The sequence below is a fragment of the Shewanella sp. VK101 genome, from assembly GCF_056497865.1.
In genome coordinates this window covers 3,249,115-3,274,845 of record NZ_CM151402.1, presented here as the reverse complement: position 1 = coordinate 3,274,845, position 25,731 = coordinate 3,249,115, and the positions used below count along the sequence as shown (strand labels likewise).

Genomic DNA, 25,731 nt, shown 5'->3' with positions numbered 1-25,731 from the left:
ATTACCTTGCTGTCTTATCGGCACCGCCAAGGGGAACTTTAGCATTTTTTACATTCGAACTTCCACTTCGCCCACATTGGTGACAGTAGCCTCCAACACTTTGTCTGAGCGAGTGTTTTTTACCCGAATCTGTTCCCCAAGGTTACCATCATGCAGGGCTTCACCAACAGTTTTTATTTGAAACTTCTCGTTACGGGCATAGATGGAGACTCTGTCACCTTTGCAGACAAAGCAGAGATTGGCGGCAAATACCGGATAGTCTTTGGCTATGCGCCGCTTGAGGCGGGTACCTGTGACTGTGGCTATATCGTCAAATTGCGCGCCGCGCAAACTGGTTTCATCTATGTAACGCAGCGCCAGATTTTCCGGCCCAAGCACAGTGCCCGGGGCCAGTGTCTGGGTAGCCACTACCACAGGGTAACTGATATCCACCCGCACCGAGACATAGATTTGCCACGGGTAGCTGAGCTCCGGACTGTTACAACCTATGCGTACCGTATTGTTGCGGCTTATCTCTCTGTCGCTGGCAAGTTCGGCCGTCAAAGGCGAATTGCATCTGGGGGGCGTGAGCCTGGAATCCAGTCGCTGCGGCGTGATGGTAATTTGAGCATTCTCGGCCGCCAGCACTTTTTTGGCAACTGCCTCTTTAGCCAAGCTTTCTACGGCCGATATACTGGGAACAAAGCTATTCTCTGCCGCCACCGCTGGGATGGGCATTAAAATTGTAGCCAAAATGTACGCAAAATTTACTTTCATAATGAACGGGCTAGCTTGTCTCGCCAGATTACACCTATACTTTCAATGATTCGCGGATCCCAGTGCTGGCTTCACCACAGGTTTAGTCAGAAATTTGACTGAGACCCAGTGTCTTGGACAAAGCAAATAGTATGCCTGTCTGCGTGACAGCAGGTATTTATCAATACAAAGACAACAAGGCAGCCTTATGTCGAGCATTCTTGAATCAGTCAACAAGCGCACTCAACTGGTCGGACAAAACCGTCTCGAACTTCTGTTGTTCAAACTCAACGGCAGGCAAAGGTTCGGGATCAACGTGTTCAAGGTTAAAGAGGTTCTGCAGTGTCCACCGCTGACGGCACTGCCCAAGTTGAACTCCTTCGTTAAGGGCGTGGCCCATATTCGCGGCACCACAGTGTCGGTTATCGACCTCAGTGCGGCGACCGGCGGCAAACCCATAGATGATGTCAAGGATTGCTTCATCATTATTTCCGAGTACAACCGCAGCGTGCAGGGCTTTCTGGTGAAGTCTGTCGAGCGGATCATCAATATGAACTGGGAGTCCATCATGCCGCCACCGGAAGGGGCAGGGCGATACTCCTACCTGACCGCGGTGACCGAAATCGAAGGTGAGTTGGTTGAAATTCTCGATGTTGAGAAAATTCTCGATGAAATTTCGCCGGTTAAGACAGACATCAGTCAGGAAATCGATGAATCTCTCACAATCGACAGAGAGCAGCACTATCATATTATGGTGATTGACGACTCTTCGGTGGCCCGTAAGCAGATCATTCGGGCGCTGTCTTCGTTGAACCTGCAGATAGATACCGCCAAAGATGGTCGGGAAGCGCTGGATAAGTTGAAAAGTATCGCGTCGGAGATGGACAATGTCGCCGATGAGATCCCGCTGATTATTTCAGATATTGAGATGCCGGAAATGGATGGCTACACCCTGACCGCCGAGATCCGTGATGATCCCAAGCTGAAACATATCAAGGTGGTGTTGCATACCTCGTTGAGTGGGGTGTTCAACCAGGCCATGGTGCAAAAAGTGGGCGCCAACGATTTTATTGCCAAGTTCAACCCCGATGAATTGGCATCGGCAGTTAACAAGCATCTGAGTTTATAGTCGCTGTCTGCTGTGGATTTTTATGACTATAGTGAGTTTGATGTCTTGTGTTGCAAATGGGGCTGGGGTATAACGCTGACCCAGTTTTTAAATGGCGCTGCATTGAGTTGCAGCGACGTTTTCACGGATAGTTAGGACACTAAGGTGCCAGATAAATCTCTCGCAGAAACTGAGTACAATCAATTCAGGCTGTTTCTTGAACAGCACAGTGGCATTGTATTGGGTGAGAACAAACAGTATTTGGTTCGCAGCCGTTTGGCGCCTTTGATGGGGAAATATGGCTTGCCATCCCTGTCGGACGTAGTTAAGCAGTCGATGCGGCCCACCGAGCGTCAGTTACGCGCTGAAGTCGTCGATGCCATGACCACCAACGAAACCCTCTGGTTTCGGGACAAGTATCCTTTTGACCTGCTCGGCAATACATTGTTGCCCGGTTATGCCAAGCTGGGGCGGCCGTTGAAGATTTGGTCGGCAGCCTGTTCATCCGGCCAGGAACCCTATTCACTGGCGATGACAGTGCTTGAATATCAGCAGCGTAAGCCGGGTGCTTTGCCGGGTGGCGCCATGATCCAGGCTACAGATTTGTCACCGTCCATGCTGGAGCGTTGTAAAAACGCCGAATACGATAAGCTGGCGTTGGCCCGCGGCCTGTCTGAAGAGCGCAAGCGTCAGTTTTTTGAAGCCCTGCCCAACGGCAATATGCGGGTTAAAGACAATGTGCGCCGTTTGGTGAGTTTTCGGGCTCACAACCTGCTTGAAAGCTACACCTTGCTCGGCAAGTTCGACATTATCTTTTGCCGCAACGTGCTTATCTATTTTGCGCCGGAGGCAAAGGCAAAAATACTGCGGCAATTTGCTGCCGCCCTTAATCCCAAGGGGATACTGTTTTTGGGCGCCAGTGAATCGATTGCCGGGTTGACCGATGAATTCGACATGGTGCGCTGTAACCCAGGCATCTATTATCAAAAGAAAAACTAACCACCTAATCATTTGATTTTTAATTAGATAGTTTGAAAGGCTCGTCAACTTGGACGGGCCTTTTCTGTTTTACCTTTCACCCTAACGGCCATCATCTTCTTATCTGTTATCCTCCACTCTATATCTGGCACAAAGCTTGCTTTGTTTTTGTCGAGTCATTGGAGGAGGCGGTTTTATGGCGATCAGTTTCGATAAGGCCCTTGGCATACATCAATACACTCTGGGCATTCGCGCCCAGCGTGCCGAAGTGCTTGCCAGCAATATAGCCAATGCCGATACCCCACATTATAAGGCTCGGGATGTTGATTTTTCCTCGGCGTTGCAGGCGGCAAAAGGGCGGCAACAGGGGATGAGCATGGCGGCAACTTCTGAAAAGCATTTCGACCTCAAGGCGCTGACAGCCCAGCATGTGCAATATCGGGTACCGGATCAGCCGGACACGGGTGACGGCAATACTGTCGATATGCAAAAAGAGCAGCAGGCCTTTATGCAAAATGCGCTTGAATATCAGATGTCGCTTGGGTTCCTCGACGGTAAGTTCGCCGGGATGAAAAAGGCATTGAAAGGAGATTAATCATGAGCTTGTACAATATCTTCAATGTTGCGGGGTCGGGAATGTCGGCGCAGTCTGTGCGCTTGAACACCACCGCCAGTAACATAGCCAACGCAGATTCCGTCTCTTCCAGTATCGATAAGACCTACAAGGCGCGGCATCCCATTTTTGAGGCCGAGCTGGCCAAGGCCAATGGTCAACAGCAGCAAGGCGCTGCGGTAAAGGTCAAGGGCATAGTGGAAAGCGATAAACCCTTGTTGAAAGAGTATTCGCCGGATCATCCCATGGCCGATGCCGATGGTTTTATCTACAAACCCAATGTCAATGTAGTGGAAGAGATGGCCGATATGATTTCCGCCTCCCGCTCCTACCAGATGAACGTCCAGGTGGCCGATGCAGCCAAGTCCATGCTGCAGCAGACCCTGAGAATGGGCAAATAAAGGGAGACATAGCCCATGAGTGTAAGTTCAGTTAACCCCTTCCTCGACAGCATAAGCGTCAAAGGGGATTCGGAGACCAAGAAGAGCAACAATCAGCAGCTTACCCAGGAAGATTTCTTCTCGCTGCTGAGTAGGCAGTTGTCGATGCAGGATCCTTTCAAGCCTGTGGACAACGACCAGATGATTGCCCAGATGGCGTCGTTTTCTACCGTGGATGGTATCTCCAAGCTCAACGAGGAGATAGTGAATCTCAACACGGTAATGACCTCGAGTCAGGCATTGCAGGCATCAGGCCTGGTGGGGCAGAAAGTGTTGATCCCGGCGGGCACCGGCTATGTTTCCGAGGAAGACCCGACCCTCAAAGGGGTGATCACATCGCCAGAGAAAATGCCTTCCATCAAGGTGACCGTTGAGGATGAAGCCGGCCAGGTAATCAAGACCTTTGATGTTGATGGCAGTGCCGGCGGCAACATAGACGTGGAATGGGACGGCCTGGATAAGGACGGTAAACCCGTTGAGGCCGGTATCTACACCATGAAGGCCAGCGGGGTTGTCGATGGCAAGTCCCAGGATCTTATTGTCAGTGCCTATGCCCACGTGACTAGTGTATCGCTCAACTCGGCCAGTGGTGCCGTGTTGAACCTAAGAGGTATTGGCGGGATCAGACTGGCCGACGTGCTGGCTGTTTCCGAAGTTTAATTCTGTTTCTGCCCCGGCTGCGCCGGACAGTATCTGAAAATCATGAGGTGAATTATGTCTTTTAACATTGCTCTGAGTGGGATTGCTGCGGCGCAGAAAGATCTCAATACCACAGCCAACAATATTGCCAACGTCAATACCGTCGGCTTTAAAGAATCCCGGGCCGAGTTTGCCGATGTTTACGCCAGCTCGATTTTCTCCAACGGCAGAACTACAGTGGGCGGCGGTGTGACCACCACTCAGGTGGCGCAGCAGTTCCACCAGGGTAACCTGAACTCCACCAACAATGCGTTGGATTTGGCGATCAACGGTGGCGGTTTCTTCGTGACCTCTCCCAATGTGGGCAGTCAGGATTACTCTTTCACCCGCGCCGGTGCCTTCAAGCGTGATGAAAACGGTTTCCTGGTCGATGCCGCAGGTAACTTCCTGCAGAGCTTCCCTGTCGATAAAGACGGCAACTCCACCTCTGTGAGTTTGACCACTACCAAGCCGGTGCAGATCCCGGATACTGCCGGTAGCCCGCAGAAGACCAATAATGTCGGCATCAGCATGAACCTGGATTCCACCCAGACCACCAAAGATCCGGCGCTGTTTGACCCATCCAAGTCAGACACTTTCAACAACTCAACCGCAGTGACCATTTATGACTCCCTGGGTAACTCCCACACCTTGACCACCTATTTTGTGCGTCCGAACAATGGTGCCTACACGGGCGAGAGTAACTGGGTGGCTTATTATGCTATCGACGACAAGCCGGTCAATCTGGGCGGCGGCGCTGGCAGCTACCAGACAGATACTGATGGTGACGGTAACCCGGATGGTACAGGCACTGCGCAAACTGCTGGTGGCTGGACTGGCGCCGTGCTCAAGTTCAACGATGTCGGCGGTTATATAGGTTCAGATCCTGCGGTGATCACCACAGAGCAGTTGGGTGTTGGCGGTGCCAATGTTCTCGGCCCTGCGGCGGACGGAACCCAGACAATAACCATAGACTTCAACAACCCGACCCAGTTCTCGGAAAAGTTTAACGCCACTGAATTGACGCAGGATGGGGTGACTGTGGGTCGTCTGACCAATGTGGAAGTGGGTACAGACGGGTTGATCTCAGCCAAGTACAGCAATGGCTCGACCGTACCTTTGGCGCGGGTGGCTCTGGCGCGATTCTCCAATGAACAGGGTCTGAGCCAGGTAGGTAACACCTCCTGGAAAGCGAGCCTGGATTCAGGTGCAGCGCTGGCCGGTGAGGCCAACAGTGGCGTGTTCGGCAGTATCCGTTCCTCAACGCTGGAACAGGCCAACGTCGACCTGACCACTGAACTGGTGGACCTGATTTCGGCTCAGCGTAACTTCCAGGCCAACTCCCGTACTCTGGAAGTAAACAACACACTGCAGCAGACAGTACTGCAGATCCGCTAATGCTTCCTGCGCAAGACATTGCCGCTACGGCAATGTCTTGCCGCTTCTCCCCGTACATACTCCCAAGTTACTGAAGTTCTTCTGTTGTCACTGCGCTCGATTGCTCATTTTATTGGCACGATGTTTGCTTTTACCTGGATAGGTAAAAAGATTGACGGAGCAGCAGGTGGACAAACTTCTCTATGTCGCCATGACTGGCGCCAAACAAAACATGAATGCGCTGGCGGTTCGGGGTAACAACCTGGCCAATGCCAACACAGATGGTTTCAAGTCAGACATGGCTCAGGCCCGTGCGATGCAAGCCTTCGGTGAAGGATTGCCTACCCGGGTGTTTGCCATGACAGAGTCGCCCTCGGCCAACTTTCAGTCCGGCCCTATCAAATCGACCGGGCGGGATCTGGACATAGCCATCAAAGATCAGGGCTGGATTGCGGTGCAGGCAGCCGATGGCAGCGAGGCCTACACCCGCTCCGGCAGTCTGAGTTTTGACACCACAGGTTTACTGCGTAACGACAGGGGCAACCCGGTAATGGGCGATAACGGCCCGATAGTGCTGCCGTTGCCGATAGACAAAATCCAGATTGCCACCGACGGCACCATCTCCATTCGTCCCCAGGGCGCAACCGCCGAGGTGATTGAAGAGGTGGGCCGCATCAAGCTGGTCAACCCGGGCAATCAGAACCTGATGCGCGGTGAAGATGGCTTGTTCCGCACTCTGGACGGCAATCCGGCTGCCGCCGATCCCTTTGTGAATGTGGAAAGCGGCGCTGTGGAAGGCAGCAATGTCAATGCCGTGGATGAAATGGTCAACCTGATTGAGCTGCAACGTCAGTTTGAGCTGCAGGTAAAAATGATGAAAACCGCAGAAGAGAACGACAAGTCGTCCGCTTCATTGATGCGCATTAGCTAGGAGTAATTGATATGCATCCCGCGTTATGGATAAGTAAGACTGGGCTAGATGCCCAGCAAACAGACATCTCGGTGATTTCAAATAACGTCGCTAATGCCAGCACCATAGGCTACAAAAAGGGCCGGGCGATATTTGAAGACTTGCTGTACCAGACGGTCAATCAGGCCGGTGGTATCAGTGCTTCCAACACCAAGCTGCCCAATGGCCTTAACCTGGGCGCAGGTACCAAGGTGGTGGCCACCCAGAAGATTTTCTCCCAGGGTAATCTGCAAACCACAGATAACGCGCTGGACATGATGATTGAAGGCCCGGGATTCTTTGAAATCCAGCTGCCCGATGGCACCACAGCCTACACTCGCAACGGCCAGTTCACTCTGGATGATACCGGCCAGATAGTGACATCCGGCGCCGGCTATGTGCTGCAGCCTGCCATTACCATTCCGGACGATGCCACCAGTATTACCGTTTCCGCCGAAGGTGAAGTATCGGTTAAAACTCCGGGCGCCGCCGAAAACCAGGTGGTGGGCCAGCTGACCATCTCTGATTTCATCAATCCGTCCGGCCTGGATCCCATAGGGCAAAACCTCTATCTGGAGACGGGCGCCAGCGGTACCCCAATTCAGGGCACAGCTTCGCTCGACGGTTTGGGCTCCATTCGTCAGGGCTCGCTGGAAACCTCCAACGTTAACGTGACCGAAGAGCTGGTTAACCTGATTGAGAGTCAGCGGATCTACGAAATGAACTCCAAAGTCATTTCGGCCGTAGACCAGATGCTGGCCTACGTGAACCAGAATCTGTGATGAGGTGATGTGATGAAACCCTTGTTCCTTATCATTCCGGCTTTGTTTCTGGGGGCTTGCACTGCTACCCAGAATAAACCCATAGCCGATGATCCCTATTATGCGCCTGTGTATCCCGAAGCACCGCCAACCCGGATAGCGCCGACCGGCTCTATTTATCAGGATAGCCAGGCGTCTTCGCTTTACTCAGATCTGCGGGCGCACAGGGTAGGGGACATCATCACTGTGGTGCTGGTGGAGTCAACCCAGGCGAAGAAAAGCGTCGGTAACAAGATCAAGAAAGGCTCGGACATGTCGGTGAACCCGCTCTATATGGGCGGCAGCAATGTCACCATCAAGGGCAATCCGCTGGATTTCCGTTACGGCGACAGCATGGATACCAATCGTGAGGCCGATGCTGATCAGAGCAACAGTCTCTCCGGGCAGATCTCGGCCAATGTGATGCAGGTGCTGGGCAATGGCAACCTGGTTATTCGCGGTGAAAAGTGGATCACCATCAATAATGGCGACGAGTTTATCCGGGTAACCGGCATTATTCGGCCGCAGGATATTACTCCCGAGAACACCATAGATTCGCCCAAAGTCGCCAATGCCCGTATTCAATACAGCGGAACCGGCACCTTTGCCGATTCGCAAAAGGTGGGCTGGCTGAGCCAGTTCTTCCTCTCTGACTGGTGGCCTTTCTGAGGATAAGCTCATGAAAATCAAATTAATCATGGCACTTGCCTGTTTGCTGGTTTCCCTGCCGGGACAGGCCGAGCGCATCAAGGATATCGCCGATATCCAAGGGGTCAGGGATAACCAGTTGATAGGCTACGGTCTGGTGGTCGGTTTGCCGGGCACCGGGGAGAAGACCCGTTACACGGAGCAGACCTTCAAGACCATGCTGAAGAATTTCGGCATCAATTTGCCGGATAACTTCAGGCCCAAGATCAAGAATATTGCCGTGGTGGCAGTGCATGCCGATATGCCACCCTTTATCAAGCCGGGACAAACCCTGGATGTGACGGTATCGAGCCTGGGTGAAGCCAAGAGCCTGCGCGGCGGTACTTTGCTGCAGACTTTCCTTAAAGGGGTGGATGGCAATGTTTACGCCATCGCCCAGGGCAGTCTGGTGGTCAGCGGTTTCAGCGCCGAGGGGCTTGATGGCTCCAAGGTGATCCAGAACACGCCAACCGTGGGCCGCATTCCCAACGGCGGCATAGTCGAGCGTGAAGTGGCCAGCCCCTTCGGCAATGGCGATCACCTGACTTTTAACCTGCACAGAGCCGATTTCTCCACCGCCAAGCGCACCGCCGATGCCATTAATGGCTTACTCGGCCCGGGTATGGCACGGGCGCTCGATGCTTCTTCCATTCAGGTCAGTGCCCCCAGAGATGTGTCGCAGCGGGTATCGTTTCTGGCCACCCTGGAAAATATTCAGGTTGAGCCTGCCGATGAATCGGCCAAGGTGATAGTCAACTCCCGTACCGGCACCATAGTGGTCGGCAAGGACGTTAAACTCCTGCCGGCGGCAGTGACCCATGGCGGCCTTACCGTCACCATTGCCGAAGCGACTCAGGTTTCCCAACCCAACGCCCTGGCCGGTGGCCAGACTGCGGTGACCAGCAACAGCACCATAGATGTGGCTCAGGACAATAGACGTATGTTTATGTTCAACCCGGGCACTTCCCTCGATGAGTTGGTGCGGGCGGTGAATATGGTCGGCGCGGCGCCATCGGATGTGTTGGCCATCCTCGAAGCCTTAAAGATGGCAGGGGCTTTGCATGGTGAACTCATCATCATCTGATTAATGGCACATTGGTTTATCGACTATGAACAAAATGGCTGATGCTTCGCAATTTCTGGATCTCGGTGGGCTGGACAAGCTCAGAGCCCAGGCGCAGCAGGATCAAAAGGCGGCGCTTAAAGAAGTCGCGCAGCAGTTTGAAGGCATCTTTGTGCAGATGTTGATGAAAAGCATGCGTGATGCCAATGCGATATTTGAATCAGACAGCCCGATGAACAGCCAGTACACCAAGTTCTACGAGCAGATGCACGATCAGCAGATGTCGGTGGAGCTGTCCTCCAAAGGAATGTTGGGGCTGGCGGATCTCATGGTGCAGCAGTTGTCACCTGAAAACTCCGACATTACCCCGGCCTCAGTGCTCCGCGGTGATGTCGATAACCGCAGTGTCGCGGCCTTAAACGGCGGCCAAACGGAGAAGATATCCGGTGTTGAAGCAGCAGCGGCCAAAGCCTCCGCGCTGCCAAGCAATGACAGCCTGCAGCAGGTATTGAGCGGCAAAGTATTGCCGTCATGGCGGCAGGCGCGGCCGGCAATTGGCAGCCAGGAAGAGTTTGTCAGACAGCTTTATCCCCATGCCAAGGCCGCTGCCGATGCTTTAGGGACTCAACCCGAAGTGCTGCTGGCGCAATCGGCTCTGGAAACCGGTTGGGGCCAGAAAATGGTCCGTGGCCATAAAGGCGAGTCCAGCAACAACCTGTTCAACATCAAGGCCGACAGGCGTTGGCAGGGCGAGAAAGCGGCAGTGTCGACCCTGGAATATGAGCAGGGCACAGCTGTGCGGCAAAAGGCGGACTTCCGGGTGTATGACAGTTTTGAGCAGAGCTTTAACGACTTTGTCAGCTTTATCTCCGACAACGATCGTTATAGCCAGGCGCGCAAGATGGCCGCCAATCCCGGCGAATTTATCAAGGCACTGGCCGAGGCGGGATACGCCACGGATCCTCAATATGCCAACAAGGTGATGAAAGTGCTGGATACCATCAAGGCTGATTTTGGCCAATTGTTGCAGGAGTTCGGCTCAAAGCCGGGCCAGTAAAGGTGCAGGAGCGATAACCCATGTCTATGGATCTGTTCAGTATAGCCCGCAGCGGGATCCTGGCCGCCCAATCACAATTGGGGGTGACCAGTAACAATATTGCCAACGTCAATACCGAAGGCTATCACCGTCAGGTGGCAATTCAGGGCACCTCCACCTCAATGCGTCTTGGCAATAACTTCTATGGCACAGGTACCTATGTGCAGGAAGTTAAGCGTATTTACAACGATTATGCCGCCAGAGAGCTGCGTATCGGCCAAACAGGGCTCAGTGCCGCCGAGGCCAGTTACACCAAGCTCAGCGAGCTGGATCAGCTGTTTTCCCAGATAGGCAAGGCGGTGCCAGCCTCATTGAATGACTTTTTCTCCGGCCTCAACAGCTTGGCTGACTTGCCCTCTGATCTGGGGATCCGTGGCTCTGTGCTCAACTCGGCCTCGCAACTGGCGCAGAATCTCAATCAGATGCAGAGCCATCTGAGTGGTCAGGTGCAGCAAACCAATGATCAGATTGAAAGCATTACCACCAGGATCAATGAGATCAGTAAAGAGATGGCGCAGATCAATCTTGAACTGATGAAGACGCCGGGTAACGATGCGCAGCTGTTGGATAAGCAAGATGCCCTGATCCAGGAATTGAGCCAATATGCCGAAGTCAATGTGATCCCGCTGGAAAACGGTGCTCGCTCCATCATGCTGGGCAGCTCCTTTATGCTGGTATCCGGTGAAGTGGCCATGACCATGGGCGTGACCACAGGCGACCCCTTCCCTAATGAGCCTGAGCTGACCTATAGCCTTGGTGGCAGTGAATTGAAGGCAGACCCCGCCAAGCTTGGTGGTCAACTGGGCGCCTTATTTGATTTTCGTGACAATACCCTGATGCCCGCCAGCCATGAGCTGGGGCAGTTGGCGCTGGGGATTGCCGATGCCTTTAACGAGATGCAGTCCCAGGGCTTCGATCTCAATGGCGAGCTGGGACAACCTATTTTTACCGATATCAATGACCCTGTGATTGCCGCCGGCCGTGTCGGCGCCTATTCGGGTAATCCGGGCACAGCTTCCTTGAGCGTTAATATCGATGATGTCGGCGCCCTGTCCGGCAGCAGTTATGAGCTGAACTATACCAGCGCCGGTACTTATGAACTCAAGGATATGAAGACAGGAGCCGTGACCAACTTGACGCTCAACGGCAACACTTTGGAAGGCGCCAACGGTTTCAGTATCAATATCGACGCCGGTGCCATGGCCGCCGGTGACAGGTTTGAAATACGGCCAACAGCGAATGCGGCAGCCAACATAGGTGTAGTGATGTCAGATCCCAAGGGGATTGCCGCTGCGGCGCCGAAAATCACCGCCGGGACAGGTAATTCAGGCAGCACTTCAGTGAAGTTGGTCAGCATAGATGATAGAAGCGCGGCTAACTTCCCCGTGACTGACAGTGAGCTGACATTCACCCTGGATACCAGTGTCAATCCGCCTACCTATGAAGTCTTTGATGTCAACGGCGCTTCTTTGGCAACCGGGACGGCTGCGGGCACTCCGCCGCAAATCAGTGCCTTTGGCTTTACCTTCGAAGTTGATGGCAGCAGTGGCGGCAGTGAGAGTTTCACTTTTGATCTCAGCTTTGCGCCGGGGGATAACACCAATGCCGTGGCCATGGCCAAGCTCAGTGACAGCAAGATAATGAACAATGGTAAGTCGACCCTGGGAGATGTGTTTGAAAAGACCAAGCTGGATATTGGCAGTCAAACCAAATCCGCCCAGGTGAGGGCCGGTTCGGCGGAGGCCATTTACAACCAGGCCTATGCCAGGGTGCAGTCGGAATCCGGGGTTAACCTGGACGAAGAGGCGGCCAACTTGATGCAGTTCCAGCAGGCCTATCAGGCATCGGCACGGATCATGACCACGGCCAATACCCTGTTCGACACTTTGTTCAGTTCGGTTCGATAGGAGCTTGAGAGATGCGTATTTCAACTTCACAGATGTACCAACAGAACTTAAACAGCATTCTGCAGAAGCAAACGGATACCAACAGGATCCTCGAGCAGCTCTCCAGCGGTAAAAAGGTCAACACTGCCGGTGACGATCCTGTGGCGGCTATTGGCATAGACAATCTCTATCAGCAAAACGCGCTGGTGCAGCAGTATCTCAAGAATGTGGACTACAGCAAGAATCATTTGTCGATGGCGGAAAGCAAGCTCGGCAGTGCCGAAACTCTGGTTACCAGCATTCGAGAGCAGATGTTGCGTGCAGTAAATGGCACCCTGGCACCGTCAGAGCGGCAAATGATTGCCGACGAGCTGCGTGGCAGTCTGGATGAACTCTTGAGTATTGCCAATACCCAGGATGAGTCAGGCAACTATCTGTTCTCCGGATTCAGCACAGACAATCAACCCTTTGCCTTCGATGCCAGCGGCAACATGGTTTACAGCGGTGACAGCGGCGTTCGTGACGCCTTGGTGGCTCAAGGGGTTGCCATGGGCACCAACATCCCGGGGGACTCGGCCTTTATGAAGGTGCCCAATGGTTTGGGTGACTATGGCGTCAATTATTTGGCCTCTCAAACCGGGGACTTCAGGGTGCTCAGCGCCAAGATAGATAACCCCGCGGCCCATGTGGCCGATACCTACACCTTTAACTTTACCGACAATGGTGCCGGTGGGGTTGATTTGGAAGTGTTGGACTCGGGCGGCACTGCGGTGGCTAATGTGGCCAACTTCGATGCCAGTAATCCCGTGAGTTTCAATGGCATTGAGGTGAAGCTGGACGGCACGCCAGCTGGCGGGGATTCCTTCACCATGGAGCCCGATGCCGAGGTACCTATTTTCGATACCATTCAGCAGGCAATCGATCTGCTGGAGGATCCCAACCGGGTCAATACCCCGGAAGGAAAAGCTGAGTTGGCACAGTTATTGAATAACGTTGATAGCGGCTTGAATCAGCTCAGTGTGGCCAGAGGGGTGGCCGGGAATAATCTCAAAAGCCTCGAAAGCTACAGCTCCAATCATACAGAGGAAGAGCTGGTGAATAAGTCGGCATTGTCACTGCTGGAAGATCTCGATTACGCCTCGGCGATAACCGAGTTTCAAAAACAGCAGCTGGCGTTGAACGCCGTTTCAAATGTGTTCAGCAGAGTGGGTTCTGTTTCCCTGTTTGACTTTATTTAACAGAAAGCAAAGACCTACCCGTCTGTCAGATAAATTGTTAACAAATTTAGCCAAGCTCCGAGTCTTGGCGCTAAAACTAGGAAGAGGAACTCAACATGGCTATTACCGTTAATACTAACGTGACCTCGATGAAGGCACAGAAGAACCTGAACATATCCAGTGGTAACCTGGCGACCTCTATGGAACGCCTGTCCAGTGGTCTTAGGATCAACAGCGCCAAGGATGATGCCGCGGGTCTGGCTATCTCCAACCGGTTGAACTCTCAGGTTCGCGGCTTGGAAGTGGGCATGCGTAACGCCAACGACGCGATTTCCATCGCCCAGATTGCCGAAGGCGCGATGCAAGAGCAGACCAATATGCTGCAACGTATGCGTGACCTGGCCATCCAGTCTGAAAACGGTGCCAACAGTACTGCTGACTTGCAGGCGCTAAAAGATGAAATGGATCAGCTGCGTGATGAGATCACCGCTATCGGTAACAGCACAGCCTTTGGTAACACCAAGCTGATGACTGGTGAATTCTCCGGTGGCAAGCTGTTCCAGGTCGGTCACCAAGACGGTGAAGATGTGACAGTGACGGTCAAAACCAATAATGCCGCATCAATGTCGGTAAATGCGCTGACGGTGCTGACTTCTGCCGGTCGTGACTCTGCCATTGGCAAGATTGACGCCGCCATCAAGAACATAGATACCCAGCGCGCTGAATTGGGTGCGGTGCAAAACCGTCTGGCCCACAATATCAGCAACAGTGCCAACACTCAGGCCAACGTTGCCGATGCCAAGAGCCGTATCGTGGATGTGGACTTTGCCAAGGAAACTTCGGCCATGACCAAGAACCAGGTACTGCAGCAAACGGGTTCCGCCATGCTGGCTCAGGCCAACCAATTGCCACAGGTCGCGCTTTCCCTGCTTGGCTAAGCGAGAGGAAAGGGCAATATCGTCAGTGGTTTCATCACCACTGGCGATATTATTTTTCTCAAACAATCATTGAGTTAAGAAGAATTGATGATTTTTTGAAAAAAATGACTAAAGATCAAAACAGGGGTGCCGTTAAAGATACTGTAACCAGTAAGACCCGCCTGGCTCAAACGAAGACAGGCTAGTTTTCCAAGCCAGGTAAAGAGGAAATCATTATGGCTATTACAGTAAACACCAACGTAACATCACTGAAAGCTCAGAAAAACCTGAACATCTCCAACGGTAGCCTGGCTACTTCAATGGAGCGTCTGTCAAGTGGTCTGCGTATCAACAGTGCTAAAGATGATGCTGCAGGTCTGGCGATTTCTAACCGCCTGAATAGCCAGGTGCAAGGTCTTGAAGTCGGCATGCGTAACGCCAACGACGCTATCTCCATCGCCCAGATTTCTGAAGGTGCGATGCAGGAGCAGACCAACATGCTGCAACGTATGCGTGACCTGGCCATCCAGTCTGAAAACGGTGCCAACAGTACTGCTGACTTGCAGGCGCTGAAAGACGAAATGGATGCGCTGGCAACTGAAATCACAGCTATCGGTAACACTACCGCCTTTGGTAACACCAAGCTGATGACAGGTAGCTTCTCTGCCGGTAAAAAGTTCCAGGTAGGTCACCAGGATGGCGAAGATGTAACAGTTAAAGTGAAGACCACCAACGCTGGTACTCTCTCTGTTAACTCTCTGACTGTACTGACTTCTGCTGGTCGTGACTCAGCTATCGGTAAGATCGATGCCGCTATCAAGAACATCGACTCACAACGCGCCGAGTTGGGTGCCATCCAGAACCGTCTGGCACACAACATCAGCAACAGCGCCAACACTCAGGCCAACGTTGCCGACGCCAAGAGCCGTATCGTGGACGTGGATTTCGCCAAAGAAACCTCTGCCATGACCAAGAGCCAGGTGCTGCAACAGACAGGTTCGGCCATGCTGGCCCAAGCTAACCAGCTGCCACAGATTGCACTGTCACTGCTGTAATCTTTCAGGTTAGCTATCGCGTCAGTAAAAGGGAGGTTCGGCAACGGATCTCCCTTTGCTGCATTCATGGAAGGAAGATATTGAAGGCAGTTAGGTCAACTGAGTGGAGAATAGGCGATGGAAGTTACTACCTTATCCAATGCTGTCCCAGTGAGGACAGAAGTGAAGCCGGGACAGTTGAAAGAAGCTGCCCCCAAGAACGCGGAAACCGAGGCGACAGCCTTGCTCAAGCCGGTCGATGAGGCGGAGCAGAACAAGGAGGCGCAGCAAGATCCCGAGCAGCTGCAGCAGGTGGCGGAAGAACTCTCCAATACCATGTCTATGATGCGCAAGGGACTGGCATTCAAAGTGGACGAAACATCCGGCACTCACGTTGTCAGCGTGATGGATGTAGACTCAGGGGATGTGATAAGACAGATCCCCAGCGAGGAAGCTTTGGAGCTGGCTGCTAAACTTTCAGAAGTAGCAGGACTGCTGATGAAGACGGAAGCCTAAAAGGCTTAAGGTGAGATAGAGGTTGATATGGCATTAACAGCAACAGGTTTGGGGTCGGGGCTCAATATTACCGAGATCGTCAAGGTCTTGGTTGACGCCGAGAAAGTGCCTAAAGAGGCGATTTTCAATAAGACCGAAGATACGATAGATGCCAAGGTTTCTGCCATAGGAACCCTCAAGAGCCAGCTGTCCAAGTTCCAGGATGCGCTGAAAAAGCTCCAGGACGGCGGCGCCTTGAATCAACGTACTGTCACCTTGGGCAACGAAGATTTCTTTACTGCCACTGCAGGTAAAAACTCTTTGCCCGGCTCCTACAACATCAAGATTGAGGCCTTGGCACAGCAACACAAGGTTGCCGGTGCTGCCACCGCCGATGCCAGTGCCGCGGTCGGTGAAGGAAGCCTACAATTTGCGGTCAATGGCGAGAATTTCAGCGTCGATGTGGAAGCCACAGATTCGCTCGAAGATATTGCCAAAAAAGTGAATGCCAATGCTGATAATTCGGGGGTTACCGCCACTGTCATTACCAGTGATGCCGGCAGCCGTTTGGTATTCAGCTCCGACAAAGAAGGCACGGATAACCAGATAAGCGTAACCGCAACTGATACTTCAGGTACCGGGCTTTCAGATATGTTTGGTGCCGGTAATCTTGAAGAGATCCAGGCTGCCAGCAACGCCGTACTCTATATTGACGGCCAGAAGCTGACTTCCCAATCCAATGAAGTGAAAGACGCCATCCCCGGCGTGACGCTCAACCTCACTGATGCTGATGTCAACAAGACCACCAAGCTGACCATAGCTCAGGATACCGATGCGGTTAAAGAAAACGTCAAAGGTTTTGTTGATGCCTACAATAGCCTGATCACCTCGATAGAAAAGCTCTCGGCCTATGATGTAGACAAAAAAGAGGCTGCCGCGCTGCAGGGTGACTCCATGATCCGCTCACTGGAATCTCAGTTACGCTCCGGGATCAGTGACAGGGTGGCGACGGCCGACGGTACTATTGCACTCTATGATATTGGCATTAAAACCGACAGATATGGCAAACTCTCGATTGATGATGCCAAGCTTGATGAGGCCATCAAGACCAATATGGACGGGGTCGAAGCGCTGTTTTCCACCAAGGATACCGGCCTAGCCAACGCCATGGATGAATTGGCCACGACCTACGTCAAGGCCGGTGGTGTAATAGACACCCGCAATCAGGCCTATACCGGCGATAAGCAACGTCTTGCGGATCAGCGTGAGGCCTTTGCCCTTAAAATGGAGTTGCTGGAAGCCAGATTGACCAAGCAGTTCAACGCCATGGATCTGGTGGTTGGCCAGTTGTCAGCACAGGGACAGAACGTAATCGGTGCCCTGAACTCCTTGCCGGGTGTCGTCAAGAAGAGTAGCTGATTGGGATAAAAGATGCAGGTAACTGAAGAACTGAATCAGATCAACGAATTGTTGCGCCGGGCTCTGGATTGTTTACTGACAATTCCCGCCGAGGATGAAAAAACTGACGAGTTGGTCTCTAATTTGCAAGAGCTGGTAAGCAGGCGTCAAACTTTGCTCCAGACCCTGATAGAGGAAGTGCAGAGTCCTGAGTTGCTAGAGGAGCAATTGGAGCTGACTGCCACTTTTGAGCAGCATGCCAAAGCGATACGCCAACAAAGGCAGGAGCTATTGGCGCTCAGGAGTCAGAACAAACGTCAGGTCAATGTTTACAAGTCTATAGATGCAAATAGGTAGGTATTTATGAGAGGGTCGCTACAGTCTTATCGTAAGGTGTCATTGGAGAGTGAAATCTCAGTTGCATCACCGCACAGGATCATTCAGTTGATGTTCAACGGCGCATTGGAGCGTATTGCCCAGAGTCGTTACGCCATAGAACAAGGCGACCAGTCGTCCAAGGGAATTTTCATCAACAAGGCGATTGGTATTATCACAGGTCTCAGTAATAGCCTGAATATGGAAGCCGGTGGTGAGATAGCCAAGAATCTCAGCAACCTTTACGACTTTATGCTGCGGCGTATCTCTGAGGCCAATCTGAATAATGATGTTCAGGCGCTGGATGATGTTGCGGCCGTGCTGCGGGACATCAAAGAAGCCTGGGATGCCATTCCCGCTGATAAACATCACCTTACGGCTCACGAAGAAAACCGTTGAGTTATTAACCATTCGAGATAAAGGCGCCTTTGGCGCCTTTTTGACTTGCGCCATTTAATTGACGATATTGGCTCTTAAGTGCTGAATTTGGACTAAAATCAGGAAGGGTTAGGCAGAAAAGCCATCCTAGGCTTGCTTATATCGTGCCGATAATACAATATTCAGCATTGCTACAAATTTAGCTGAGTATGTGAAGAAAGCATTGCCAGACTTTCCAGAGCAACTAACACTAATAATTAATGCGAATCCATAATTGCCAAAGCTTAGCGGCCCACTGAATGATGCATACAGATCAACGAATTTTACTTGTCGGAAACCCCTCTGAGCGCATCAGTCGCTTATCTTGTGTTTTAGAGTTTATTGGTGAGCAAGTGGAAGTTGTGGCTCCCGAGGCTATCGACGCGCAATCTCCGGAAACTCGATGTCGGGCCATGATATTGGTCAGTGACGGCATAGAGGACGAGGCGCTGCAGTCACTGATGCTTAAACTGCCATGGCAGCCTATGTTGCTGTTGGGGCACAGCAATGCCAATCCTTCCAATCTACTCGGCAAGATTGAAGAACCTCTCAGCTATTCCCAACTGACCGAACTGTTGCATTTTTGCCAGGTCTTTGGTCAGGTCAAGCGGCCACAGGTACCAACCAGTGCCAACCAGACCAAGCTGTTCCGCAGCCTGGTAGGGCGCAGCGATGGCATTGCCAATGTGCGCCATCTGATTAACCAGGTTTCGGGATCTGATGCCACTGTGCTGGTGCTCGGACCCTCTGGTACCGGCAAGGAAGTGGTCGCCCGTAATATTCATTATCTTTCAGAGCGTCGCGATGGCCCTTTTATTCCGGTCAACTGCGGTGCCATTCCACCAGAGCTGTTGGAAAGTGAACTGTTTGGCCATGAGAAAGGCTCCTTTACCGGTGCTATCAGTGCCCGTAAGGGACGTTTTGAGCTGGCCGAAGGCGGCACCCTGTTCCTCGATGAGATAGGTGATATGCCGCTGCAGATGCAGGTCAAGCTGCTGCGGGTGTTGCAGGAAAGAGTATTTGAACGTGTGGGTGGCAATAAGGCGATTACCGCCGATGTGCGAGTGGTAGCTGCGACCCACAGAGATCTGGAAACCATGATTGAAGGCGGTGAATTCCGCGAAGATCTCTTCTATCGCCTCAATGTGTTCCCCATCGAAATGCCACCTCTGTGTGAGCGTCGGGATGATATTCCGCTGCTGCTGCAGGAGTTGGTCAGTCGGGTATTCAACGAAGGCAAGGGACGGGTGCGCTTTACCCAACGCGCCATCGACTCTCTCAAGGAACACGCCTGGTTGGGCAATGTCCGCGAGCTGTCCAATCTGGTAGAAAGGTTGACTATCCTCTATCCGGGCGGCCTGGTCGATGTTAACGACCTGCCGGTCAAGTATCGCCATATCGATGTGCCCGAGTATTCGGTCGAGGTCAGTGAAGAGCAACTGGAACGTGATGCCTTGGCATCCATCTTCAATGACGAAGAGCCGGTCGATTTGCCAGAGACACGTTTCCCCAGTGAGCTGCCTCCGGAAGGGGTCAATCTCAAGGATCTCTTGGCCGAATTGGAAATCGATATGATACGTCAGGCGCTGGATCAGCAGGACAACGTCGTTGCCCGCGCCGCTGAAATGCTGGGTATTCGCCGCACCACCTTGGTGGAGAAAATGCGCAAATACGGCATGAGTAAAGACTAAGCTACTGATAATTTAGATTTTTAAATTGGCATAAACTCTGCATTAACCCTGTCAGCATCGTATTTTTGACGGGGTTAATATGTCTGCAAGCCCACTGGCTCAGCTCGAAACCATCTCTCATCATGGCCGCGAATGGATCCCGGTAAGGGAAGCCGCCAATATGTCCAATCGTATGGAGCATATTCTGCAGGCCATGCCTTCGGGCGTCGTTATCCTCAATGGTGACGGCTTGGTCAGTGAAGCCAACCCGGTTGCCGAATCTTTGTTGGGTGTTCCTCTGGTTGGCCAGCGCTGGCTGACTATCATCAATCGCGCCTTTGCGCCGCAAAAAGACGATGGTCATGAAGTCTCCCTGCGTAATGGCCGCCGGGTGAAGCTGGCGATTACGCCTCTGACCCCGGAGCAGGGGCAGCTGATTATGCTGACCGATCTCACCGAAACCCGACTGTTGCAGCAAAACCTTTCCCACCTTGAACGCTTGTCTGCGCTCGGGAAAATGGTCGCCACTCTGGCGCATCAAATACGCACTCCTCTGTCTGCCGCTTTACTCTATGCCGCCAACTTGGGCAGTCCAAGGCTGGATGCCGGCTCCAGAGAGCGTTTTCAGGGCAAATTACTCGACCGGCTTTCCGAGCTGGAGCAGCAGGTCAATGATATGTTGTTGATTGCCAAAGGTAAGCAAGAGGAAGCCTGCGATAGAGTGCCGTTCTCGACGGTGCTGGAAAAAGTCATGGCCAACTGTGAGCCCATCGCTGCCAGGCAAAATGTTGAATTGAGCCTGCAAATTGAAGGCGATAGCGAGATGCAGGTCAATCTTCATGGCTTGAGTTCTGCCATCAATAATCTGGTGATCAATAGCCTGGAAGCCGGCGCCACAAGAGTCATTTTGCGCCTGAGCTGCGATCAGGCTCTGCGCCTCGATGTGATAGATAACGGCAAGGGCCTGGACAGCAAGATGCAAAAGCAGGTGCTGGAGCCTTTTTTCACCACCAAGCGTCAGGGCACAGGGCTTGGGCTGGCTGTGGTGCAGTCAGTGGTGCGCAGCCACGGCGGCAAATTGGACCTCAGCTGTAAGCTGGGTGCAGGTTGTACCGTCACGCTGACATTCCCGTTAACGACAGACTCTCAAGGAGGCGTGGCATGAGCGAAGCAAAAATTTTGTTGGTGGAAGACGATGCCGCGCTTCGGGAAGCACTGCTCGATACCTTGCTGCTCGCCAGTTATGAGTGTGTCGATGTCGCCAGCGCCGAAGAAGCGATAACCGCTTTGAAAGGTAATCGTTTTGATATGGTGATAAGCGATGTGCAGATGGAAGGTATCGGCGGTATGGGGCTGCTGGATTATCTGCGTCAGCAACATCCGCAGCTGCCGATCCTGTTGATGACAGCCTATGCCACCATCGACAATGCCGTCAGCGCAATCAAGCTGGGGGCCGTGGATTATCTCGCCAAGCCGTTTGCCCCTCAGGTATTGCTCAATCAGGTGAGTCGCTATTTACGTCCCAAGGTGGTTAGCGGCGGCCCAGTGGTGGCCGATGAAAAGAGCCTGGCCTTGCTGGCACTGGCGCAGCGGGTGGCCGCCTCAGAAGCCTCTGTGATGATAAGTGGCCCCAGCGGTTCGGGTAAAGAAGTGCTGGCTCGCTACATTCATCAGCACAGCCAAAGGCCTGACGGGCCTTTTGTGGCGATTAACTGCGCCGCCATCCCGGAAAATATGCTGGAAGCCACCTTGTTTGGTTACGAGAAAGGCGCCTTTACCGGGGCTTATCAGGCTTGTCCCGGTAAGTTTGAACAGGCTCATGGCGGCACTCTGTTGCTCGATGAAATTTCCGAGATGGAGCTGGCATTGCAGGCCAAGCTGCTGCGGGTGCTGCAGGAGCGTGAGGTTGAACGTTTGGGTGGGCGCAAGACCATCAAGCTCGATGTCCGGGTGCTGGCAACCTCCAACCGGGAGCTGAAAGAGATGGTGGCCAAGGGCGAGTTTCGCGAAGACCTTTATTACAGGATCAATGTGTTTCCGCTTGCCTGGCCGGCACTGAACCAAAGACCGGCGGATATCATCCCGTTGGCCAAACATCTGTTGGCGCGTCACGCTGAAAACGCGGCGATTAACCCGGTGCCAGCTCTCAGTGATGCTGCAGTGCGGCGTTTGTTGGCCCACCGCTGGCCGGGGAATGTCCGTGAGCTGGATAACGTGATCCAGCGGGCGTTGATCTTGAGTCAAGGGCAGATAGAAGCGGGCGATATTATTATCGATTTGCAGGATGTTGCTTTGGGAGATACCACAGCCCCGGAAACACCGGAGGCGCTTGGTGATGAGCTCAAGGCTCAGGAGCATGTGATTATTCTCGAGACTCTGGCCCAGTGTCAGGGCAGTCGCAAGCTGGTGGCCGAGAAATTGGGGATCAGTGCCCGCACTCTCAGATACAAGATGGCGCGCATGCGCGAGATGGGCATAGAGGTGCCCGCCTGAGTCATCTCCAAAGCGGCCGTTAGGCCGCTTTCCAATTCCAGTGTTTTTCCTCAGGCCCTGGGTGAATTCAGGGCGTTTACCTAGCTTAACTTTGACTATTCCATTTTTGGCAAACTAATTGCATAGAGTCTGGTAACCCAGATTTTTCGTCAATTCGCTGACGACAGGAGTGAGAAGATGCAAATAGGTGCCAATTCTTTATTGCAAGAAATGCAATCACTTAAAGGTGAAATTGCCCCAACGGGATTTCAGTCTTCGCCTGTACGCCAGGTGGGTAATACCACAGGAACTGATTTCGGCCAATTACTGGCCCAGGCCGTAGGCAATGTCAGTGAGTTGCAAAGCACATCATCCAATCTGGCCACCCGGCTGGAGATGGGCGACACCACAGTGTCTCTGTCTGACACTGTCATTGCCCGCGAGAAAGCCAGCGTCGCATTCGAGGCCACAGTGCAGGTGCGCAACAAGCTGGTCGAAGCCTACAAAGAGATTATGAGCATGCCTGTTTAAGGCCTGCTTGCATCACAGATCCCGGATAACAGGAACGCACCGTGAGCACAGAATTAGTAGCAGGATCCAATGTTTCCGCCGGTGGAACAACGCTGGAAGGGGTCCAACAGGAAAACAAGTCGGGTGTATTGGGCTCCCTCGGTGGAGTGGATATGCTGCGGCAGATCACCATGATCCTGGCATTGGCTATCTGTCTGGCTCTGGCGGTATTTGTGATGATCTGGGCCCAGGAGCCAGAATATCGGCCACTGGGCAAGATGGATACCCAGGAGATGGTGCAGGTACTCGATGTGCTGGATAAGAACCGGGTACCGTACAAGATTGAAGTCGATGTGATCACTGTGCCTGAAGACAAGTATCAGGACGTGAAGATGATGCTGAGCCGCGCCGGCATAGATTCCAGTGCCGAGGCCAAGGATTATCTGAGCCAGGATTCCGGCTTTGGTGTCAGTCAGCGGATGGAACAGGCCAGGCTGAAGCAGAGTCAGGAGATGAACCTGGCGCGGGCGATTGAAGAGCTCAATAGTGTCAGCCGTGCCAAGGTGATCCTGGCGCTGCCGAAGGAAAATGTGTTCGCCCGCAATCGCGCCAAACCCAGTGCCACAGTAGTGGTCAATACCCGTAGGGGCGGTTTGGGACAGGAAGAGGTTGATGCGATAGTCGATATCGTTGCCTCAGCGGTTCATGGCATGGAACCCAGCCGGGTTACAGTGACAGACTCCAACGGCCGCTTGCTGAACTCAGGCAGTCAGGATGGGGTGTCAGCCCGTGCCAGACGCGAGCTTGAGCTGGTACAGCAAAAAGAAAACGAATACCGCACCAAGATTGACTCGATTCTGATGCCGATCCTCGGTCCGGAAAACTTCACTTCCCAGGTGGATGTCAGCATGGACTTCACCGCGGTCGAGCAAACTGCCAAGCGTTTCAACCCGGATCTGCCATCACTTCGCAGTGAAATGACAGTGGAAAACAACAGCGTTGGTGGCAGCAGTGGCGGCATCCCCGGAGCCCTTTCCAATCAGCCGCCGATGGAGTCCAATATTCCTGAAAACGCTGCCGATGCCGCAGAAAGCAGCAGTGTTACTTCAGGCAACAGCCATAGGGAAGCGACCCGTAATTTTGAGCTGGATACCACCATCAGCCATACCCGTCAGCAGATAGGTGTGGTACGCCGGGTCAGTGTCTCAGTGGCGGTTGACTACAAGGCAGGTGCTGCCGGTGAAAATGGGCAGGTTGCCAGAGTGCCTCGCACAGGTGAAGAGATGGCCAATATCCGCCGCTTGCTGGAAGGCGCCGTTGGCTTCAACAGCCAAAGGGGCGATATGATAGAAGTGGTGACTGTGCCCTTTATGGATCAGCTGGTTGAAGACCTGCCTGAGCCACCGCTGTGGGAGCAGCCCTGGTTCTGGCGGGCGATGAAACTCGGCATAGGTGCCTTGGTGATTTTGGTGCTTATCCTGTTCGTGGTGCGTCCCATGCTCAAACGCCTCATCTATCCCGATGGCCAGAATATGCCGGACGAACCTGCGCTGGGGCACGAGCTGGCAGATATTGAAGATCAGTACGCTGCCGACACCCTGGGTATGCTCAACCGCCCTGAAAGTGAATACAGCTATGCCGATGACGGTTCGATTCTGATACCGGATCTGCACAAAGATGATGATATGATTAAGGCCATACGTGCTCTGGTGGCCAATGAACCTGAACTGTCCACCCAAGTGGTGAAGAACTGGTTGCAAGAAGATGCCTGAAAAAAAAGCGGATAAACCAGCCGAGAGCGGCTTCGACGTCAAGAATCTCAACGGGATTGAGAAGACCGCCATTTTGTTGCTGAGTCTCAGTGAAGCCGATGCGGCCTCTATTCTCAAACACTTGGAACCCAAACAGGTTCAAAAGGTGGGTATGGCCATGGCGGCCATGCAGGAGTTCGGCCAGGAGAAGGTGGTTGCGGTTCATAAGCTGTTTCTGGATGATATCCAGAAATACTCCTCCATAGGCTTTAACAGCGAAGAGTTTGTGCGTAAGGCACTGACTACCGCATTGGGTGAAGACAAGGCCGGTAACCTTATCGAGCAGATTGTCATGGGCAGCGGCGCCAAAGGCCTCGACTCGCTCAAGTGGATGGACGCCAGACAGGTGGCGACTATTATCCAGAACGAACACCCGCAGATCCAAACCATTGTTTTGTCCTATCTTGAACCGGATCAGGCGGCGGAAATCTTTGCCCAGTTCCCGGAAAACACCCGTCTCGATTTGATGATGCGTATCGCCAACCTCGAGGAGGTGCAACCTGCAGCACTGCAGGAGCTGAACGATATCATGGAGAAACAGTTTGCCGGTCAAGGTGGCGCCCAGGCGGCCAAGATGGGTGGCTTGAAGGCTGCTGCCAACATTATGAACTACCTGGATACCGGGGTGGAGAGCCAACTGATGGAAACTCTGCGCGAGTCCGACGAAGAGATGGCGCAGCAGATCCAGGACTTGATGTTCGTGTTCGAAAACCTGATCGATGTCGACGACCGTGGCATTCAGACGCTGCTGCGGGAAGTGCAGCAGGATGTACTGATGAAGGCGCTCAAGGGCGCTGACGAGCCATTGAAGGAAAAGATCCTCGGCAATATGTCCAAACGTGCCGCCGAATTGCTGCGTGACGATCTCGAGGCCATGGGGCCAATTCGTATCAGCGAAGTGGAAGTGGCCCAGAAAGAGATATTGTCCATCGCCCGTCGCTTGTCCGATGCCGGAGAGATTATGCTCGGTGGCGGCGGCAGTGAAGAATTCCTCTGACAGGCGAG

General features: G+C 53.0%; 26 protein-coding genes. 25 read left to right on the top strand and 1 reads right to left on the bottom strand.

What is annotated here, in order from left to right; all coding sequences use genetic code 11:
• Positions 1 to 48 precede the first annotated feature (48 nt).
• Complete coding sequence (gene flgA / locus ACSHSR_RS14565; protein ID WP_025011044.1) at positions 49 to 756, bottom strand: flagellar basal body P-ring formation chaperone FlgA; 708 nt, start codon at positions 754 to 756, stop codon at positions 49 to 51.
• A 187-nt stretch (positions 757 to 943) separates the two neighbouring features.
• On the opposite strand from flgA, the gene ACSHSR_RS14560 reads away from it, so the two are divergent.
• From ACSHSR_RS14560 to fliG, 25 genes are all read left to right on the top strand, one after another.
• Positions 944 to 1,864: a chemotaxis protein CheV gene (locus ACSHSR_RS14560; protein WP_025011045.1), complete on the top strand. Its 921-nt coding sequence runs from the start codon at positions 944 to 946 to the stop codon at positions 1,862 to 1,864.
• A gap of 144 nt (positions 1,865 to 2,008) precedes the next feature.
• Positions 2,009 to 2,842 carry a CheR family methyltransferase gene (locus ACSHSR_RS14555; RefSeq protein ID WP_025889999.1) on the top strand — a complete coding sequence of 278 codons (834 nt, stop codon included), beginning with the start codon at positions 2,009 to 2,011 and terminating at the stop codon, positions 2,840 to 2,842.
• A gap of 175 nt (positions 2,843 to 3,017) precedes the next feature.
• Positions 3,018 to 3,416 carry a flagellar basal body rod protein FlgB gene (gene flgB / locus ACSHSR_RS14550; RefSeq protein WP_025011046.1) on the top strand — a complete coding sequence of 133 codons (399 nt, stop codon included), beginning with the start codon at positions 3,018 to 3,020 and terminating at the stop codon, positions 3,414 to 3,416.
• A 2-nt stretch (positions 3,417 to 3,418) separates the two neighbouring features.
• The gene (flgC, locus tag ACSHSR_RS14545) at positions 3,419 to 3,835 is read left to right on the top strand and encodes a flagellar basal body rod protein FlgC (RefSeq protein ID WP_025011047.1); all 417 of its coding nucleotides are present in this window, start codon (positions 3,419 to 3,421) and stop codon (positions 3,833 to 3,835) included.
• Positions 3,836 to 3,850: 15 nt separating this feature from the next.
• On the top strand, positions 3,851 to 4,534 hold the full coding sequence (gene flgD / locus ACSHSR_RS14540; RefSeq protein ID WP_025011048.1) for a flagellar hook assembly protein FlgD: 684 nt from the start codon (positions 3,851 to 3,853) through the stop codon (positions 4,532 to 4,534).
• A gap of 54 nt (positions 4,535 to 4,588) precedes the next feature.
• Positions 4,589 to 5,950: a flagellar hook protein FlgE gene (gene flgE / locus ACSHSR_RS14535; RefSeq protein WP_479630875.1), complete on the top strand. Its 1,362-nt coding sequence runs from the start codon at positions 4,589 to 4,591 to the stop codon at positions 5,948 to 5,950.
• Between the two features lie 166 nt (positions 5,951 to 6,116).
• Positions 6,117 to 6,860, top strand: a complete 744-nt coding sequence (flgF, locus tag ACSHSR_RS14530; RefSeq protein ID WP_028779120.1) for a flagellar basal-body rod protein FlgF — start codon at positions 6,117 to 6,119, stop codon at positions 6,858 to 6,860.
• 11 nt (positions 6,861 to 6,871) lie between these two features.
• On the top strand, positions 6,872 to 7,660 hold the full coding sequence (gene flgG, locus ACSHSR_RS14525) for a flagellar basal-body rod protein FlgG (RefSeq protein ID WP_025011050.1): 789 nt from the start codon (positions 6,872 to 6,874) through the stop codon (positions 7,658 to 7,660).
• Positions 7,661 to 7,672: 12 nt separating this feature from the next.
• On the top strand, positions 7,673 to 8,347 hold the full coding sequence (gene flgH, locus ACSHSR_RS14520) for a flagellar basal body L-ring protein FlgH (RefSeq protein ID WP_025011051.1): 675 nt from the start codon (positions 7,673 to 7,675) through the stop codon (positions 8,345 to 8,347).
• A gap of 10 nt (positions 8,348 to 8,357) precedes the next feature.
• The gene (locus tag ACSHSR_RS14515; RefSeq protein WP_025011052.1) at positions 8,358 to 9,449 is read left to right on the top strand and encodes a flagellar basal body P-ring protein FlgI; all 1,092 of its coding nucleotides are present in this window, start codon (positions 8,358 to 8,360) and stop codon (positions 9,447 to 9,449) included.
• A gap of 25 nt (positions 9,450 to 9,474) precedes the next feature.
• The gene (gene flgJ / locus ACSHSR_RS14510) at positions 9,475 to 10,485 is read left to right on the top strand and encodes a flagellar assembly peptidoglycan hydrolase FlgJ (protein ID WP_025011053.1); all 1,011 of its coding nucleotides are present in this window, start codon (positions 9,475 to 9,477) and stop codon (positions 10,483 to 10,485) included.
• A 20-nt stretch (positions 10,486 to 10,505) separates the two neighbouring features.
• Positions 10,506 to 12,431, top strand: a complete 1,926-nt coding sequence (gene flgK / locus ACSHSR_RS14505) for a flagellar hook-associated protein FlgK (protein WP_044734076.1) — start codon at positions 10,506 to 10,508, stop codon at positions 12,429 to 12,431.
• 11 nt (positions 12,432 to 12,442) lie between these two features.
• Positions 12,443 to 13,648 carry a flagellar hook-associated protein FlgL gene (flgL, locus tag ACSHSR_RS14500; protein WP_062793629.1) on the top strand — a complete coding sequence of 402 codons (1,206 nt, stop codon included), beginning with the start codon at positions 12,443 to 12,445 and terminating at the stop codon, positions 13,646 to 13,648.
• A gap of 95 nt (positions 13,649 to 13,743) precedes the next feature.
• Positions 13,744 to 14,565, top strand: a complete 822-nt coding sequence (locus ACSHSR_RS14495; RefSeq protein ID WP_025011054.1) for a flagellin N-terminal helical domain-containing protein — start codon at positions 13,744 to 13,746, stop codon at positions 14,563 to 14,565.
• A 215-nt stretch (positions 14,566 to 14,780) separates the two neighbouring features.
• Complete coding sequence (locus ACSHSR_RS14490) at positions 14,781 to 15,599, top strand: flagellin N-terminal helical domain-containing protein (RefSeq protein WP_025011055.1); 819 nt, start codon at positions 14,781 to 14,783, stop codon at positions 15,597 to 15,599.
• Between the two features lie 162 nt (positions 15,600 to 15,761).
• Entirely contained in the window at positions 15,762 to 16,094 is a 333-nt protein-coding gene (locus ACSHSR_RS14485; protein ID WP_371872775.1) for a flagellar protein FlaG, read from the top strand.
• Between the two features lie 27 nt (positions 16,095 to 16,121).
• Positions 16,122 to 17,492, top strand: coding sequence for a flagellar filament capping protein FliD (gene fliD, locus ACSHSR_RS14480; protein ID WP_044734078.1), 1,371 nt, complete (start codon positions 16,122 to 16,124; stop codon positions 17,490 to 17,492).
• A 12-nt stretch (positions 17,493 to 17,504) separates the two neighbouring features.
• Complete coding sequence (locus ACSHSR_RS14475) at positions 17,505 to 17,828, top strand: hypothetical protein (protein ID WP_025011057.1); 324 nt, start codon at positions 17,505 to 17,507, stop codon at positions 17,826 to 17,828.
• Between the two features lie 6 nt (positions 17,829 to 17,834).
• Positions 17,835 to 18,245 (top strand): flagellar export chaperone FliS, encoded by a 411-nt coding sequence (fliS, locus tag ACSHSR_RS14470; RefSeq protein ID WP_025011058.1) that lies wholly within the window; start codon positions 17,835 to 17,837, stop codon positions 18,243 to 18,245.
• Positions 18,246 to 18,523: 278 nt separating this feature from the next.
• Positions 18,524 to 19,954, top strand: a complete 1,431-nt coding sequence (locus ACSHSR_RS14465; protein ID WP_479630874.1) for a sigma-54 dependent transcriptional regulator — start codon at positions 18,524 to 18,526, stop codon at positions 19,952 to 19,954.
• A gap of 79 nt (positions 19,955 to 20,033) precedes the next feature.
• A complete protein-coding gene (locus ACSHSR_RS14460) occupies positions 20,034 to 21,098 on the top strand; it encodes a sensor histidine kinase (protein WP_144191345.1) in 1,065 nt (354 codons plus the stop codon).
• Positions 21,095 to 22,426, top strand: a complete 1,332-nt coding sequence (locus tag ACSHSR_RS14455) for a sigma-54-dependent transcriptional regulator (RefSeq protein WP_342195587.1) — start codon at positions 21,095 to 21,097, stop codon at positions 22,424 to 22,426. Before ACSHSR_RS14460 ends, ACSHSR_RS14455 begins: the two co-directional genes overlap by 4 nt.
• A 177-nt stretch (positions 22,427 to 22,603) precedes the next feature.
• On the top strand, positions 22,604 to 22,936 hold the full coding sequence (fliE, locus tag ACSHSR_RS14450; protein ID WP_025011060.1) for a flagellar hook-basal body complex protein FliE: 333 nt from the start codon (positions 22,604 to 22,606) through the stop codon (positions 22,934 to 22,936).
• Between the two features lie 41 nt (positions 22,937 to 22,977).
• Positions 22,978 to 24,687: a flagellar basal-body MS-ring/collar protein FliF gene (gene fliF, locus ACSHSR_RS14445; RefSeq protein WP_025887432.1), complete on the top strand. Its 1,710-nt coding sequence runs from the start codon at positions 22,978 to 22,980 to the stop codon at positions 24,685 to 24,687.
• Positions 24,680 to 25,723, top strand: a complete 1,044-nt coding sequence (fliG, locus tag ACSHSR_RS14440) for a flagellar motor switch protein FliG (RefSeq protein ID WP_025011061.1) — start codon at positions 24,680 to 24,682, stop codon at positions 25,721 to 25,723. The genes fliF and fliG overlap by 8 nt, the downstream gene beginning before the upstream one ends.
• The last annotated feature ends 8 nt before the right edge of the window (positions 25,724 to 25,731 follow it).

Coding starts and splice junctions, on each gene's coding strand:
- flgA (WP_025011044.1), bottom strand. CDS start 756: ATGAAAGTAAATTTTGCGTACATTTTGGCTACAATTTTAATGCCCATC.
- ACSHSR_RS14560 (WP_025011045.1), top strand. CDS start 944: ATGTCGAGCATTCTTGAATCAGTCAACAAGCGCACTCAACTGGTCGGA.
- flgB (WP_025011046.1), top strand. CDS start 3,018: ATGGCGATCAGTTTCGATAAGGCCCTTGGCATACATCAATACACTCTG.
- flgC (WP_025011047.1), top strand. CDS start 3,419: ATGAGCTTGTACAATATCTTCAATGTTGCGGGGTCGGGAATGTCGGCG.
- flgD (WP_025011048.1), top strand. CDS start 3,851: ATGAGTGTAAGTTCAGTTAACCCCTTCCTCGACAGCATAAGCGTCAAA.
- flgE (WP_479630875.1), top strand. CDS start 4,589: ATGTCTTTTAACATTGCTCTGAGTGGGATTGCTGCGGCGCAGAAAGAT.
- flgG (WP_025011050.1), top strand. CDS start 6,872: ATGCATCCCGCGTTATGGATAAGTAAGACTGGGCTAGATGCCCAGCAA.
- flgH (WP_025011051.1), top strand. CDS start 7,673: ATGAAACCCTTGTTCCTTATCATTCCGGCTTTGTTTCTGGGGGCTTGC.
- ACSHSR_RS14515 (WP_025011052.1), top strand. CDS start 8,358: ATGAAAATCAAATTAATCATGGCACTTGCCTGTTTGCTGGTTTCCCTG.
- flgJ (WP_025011053.1), top strand. CDS start 9,475: ATGAACAAAATGGCTGATGCTTCGCAATTTCTGGATCTCGGTGGGCTG.
- flgK (WP_044734076.1), top strand. CDS start 10,506: ATGTCTATGGATCTGTTCAGTATAGCCCGCAGCGGGATCCTGGCCGCC.
- flgL (WP_062793629.1), top strand. CDS start 12,443: ATGCGTATTTCAACTTCACAGATGTACCAACAGAACTTAAACAGCATT.
- ACSHSR_RS14495 (WP_025011054.1), top strand. CDS start 13,744: ATGGCTATTACCGTTAATACTAACGTGACCTCGATGAAGGCACAGAAG.
- ACSHSR_RS14490 (WP_025011055.1), top strand. CDS start 14,781: ATGGCTATTACAGTAAACACCAACGTAACATCACTGAAAGCTCAGAAA.
- fliD (WP_044734078.1), top strand. CDS start 16,122: ATGGCATTAACAGCAACAGGTTTGGGGTCGGGGCTCAATATTACCGAG.
- ACSHSR_RS14475 (WP_025011057.1), top strand. CDS start 17,505: ATGCAGGTAACTGAAGAACTGAATCAGATCAACGAATTGTTGCGCCGG.
- fliS (WP_025011058.1), top strand. CDS start 17,835: ATGAGAGGGTCGCTACAGTCTTATCGTAAGGTGTCATTGGAGAGTGAA.
- ACSHSR_RS14465 (WP_479630874.1), top strand. CDS start 18,524: ATGATGCATACAGATCAACGAATTTTACTTGTCGGAAACCCCTCTGAG.
- ACSHSR_RS14460 (WP_144191345.1), top strand. CDS start 20,034: ATGTCTGCAAGCCCACTGGCTCAGCTCGAAACCATCTCTCATCATGGC.
- ACSHSR_RS14455 (WP_342195587.1), top strand. CDS start 21,095: ATGAGCGAAGCAAAAATTTTGTTGGTGGAAGACGATGCCGCGCTTCGG.
- fliE (WP_025011060.1), top strand. CDS start 22,604: ATGCAAATAGGTGCCAATTCTTTATTGCAAGAAATGCAATCACTTAAA.
- fliG (WP_025011061.1), top strand. CDS start 24,680: ATGCCTGAAAAAAAAGCGGATAAACCAGCCGAGAGCGGCTTCGACGTC.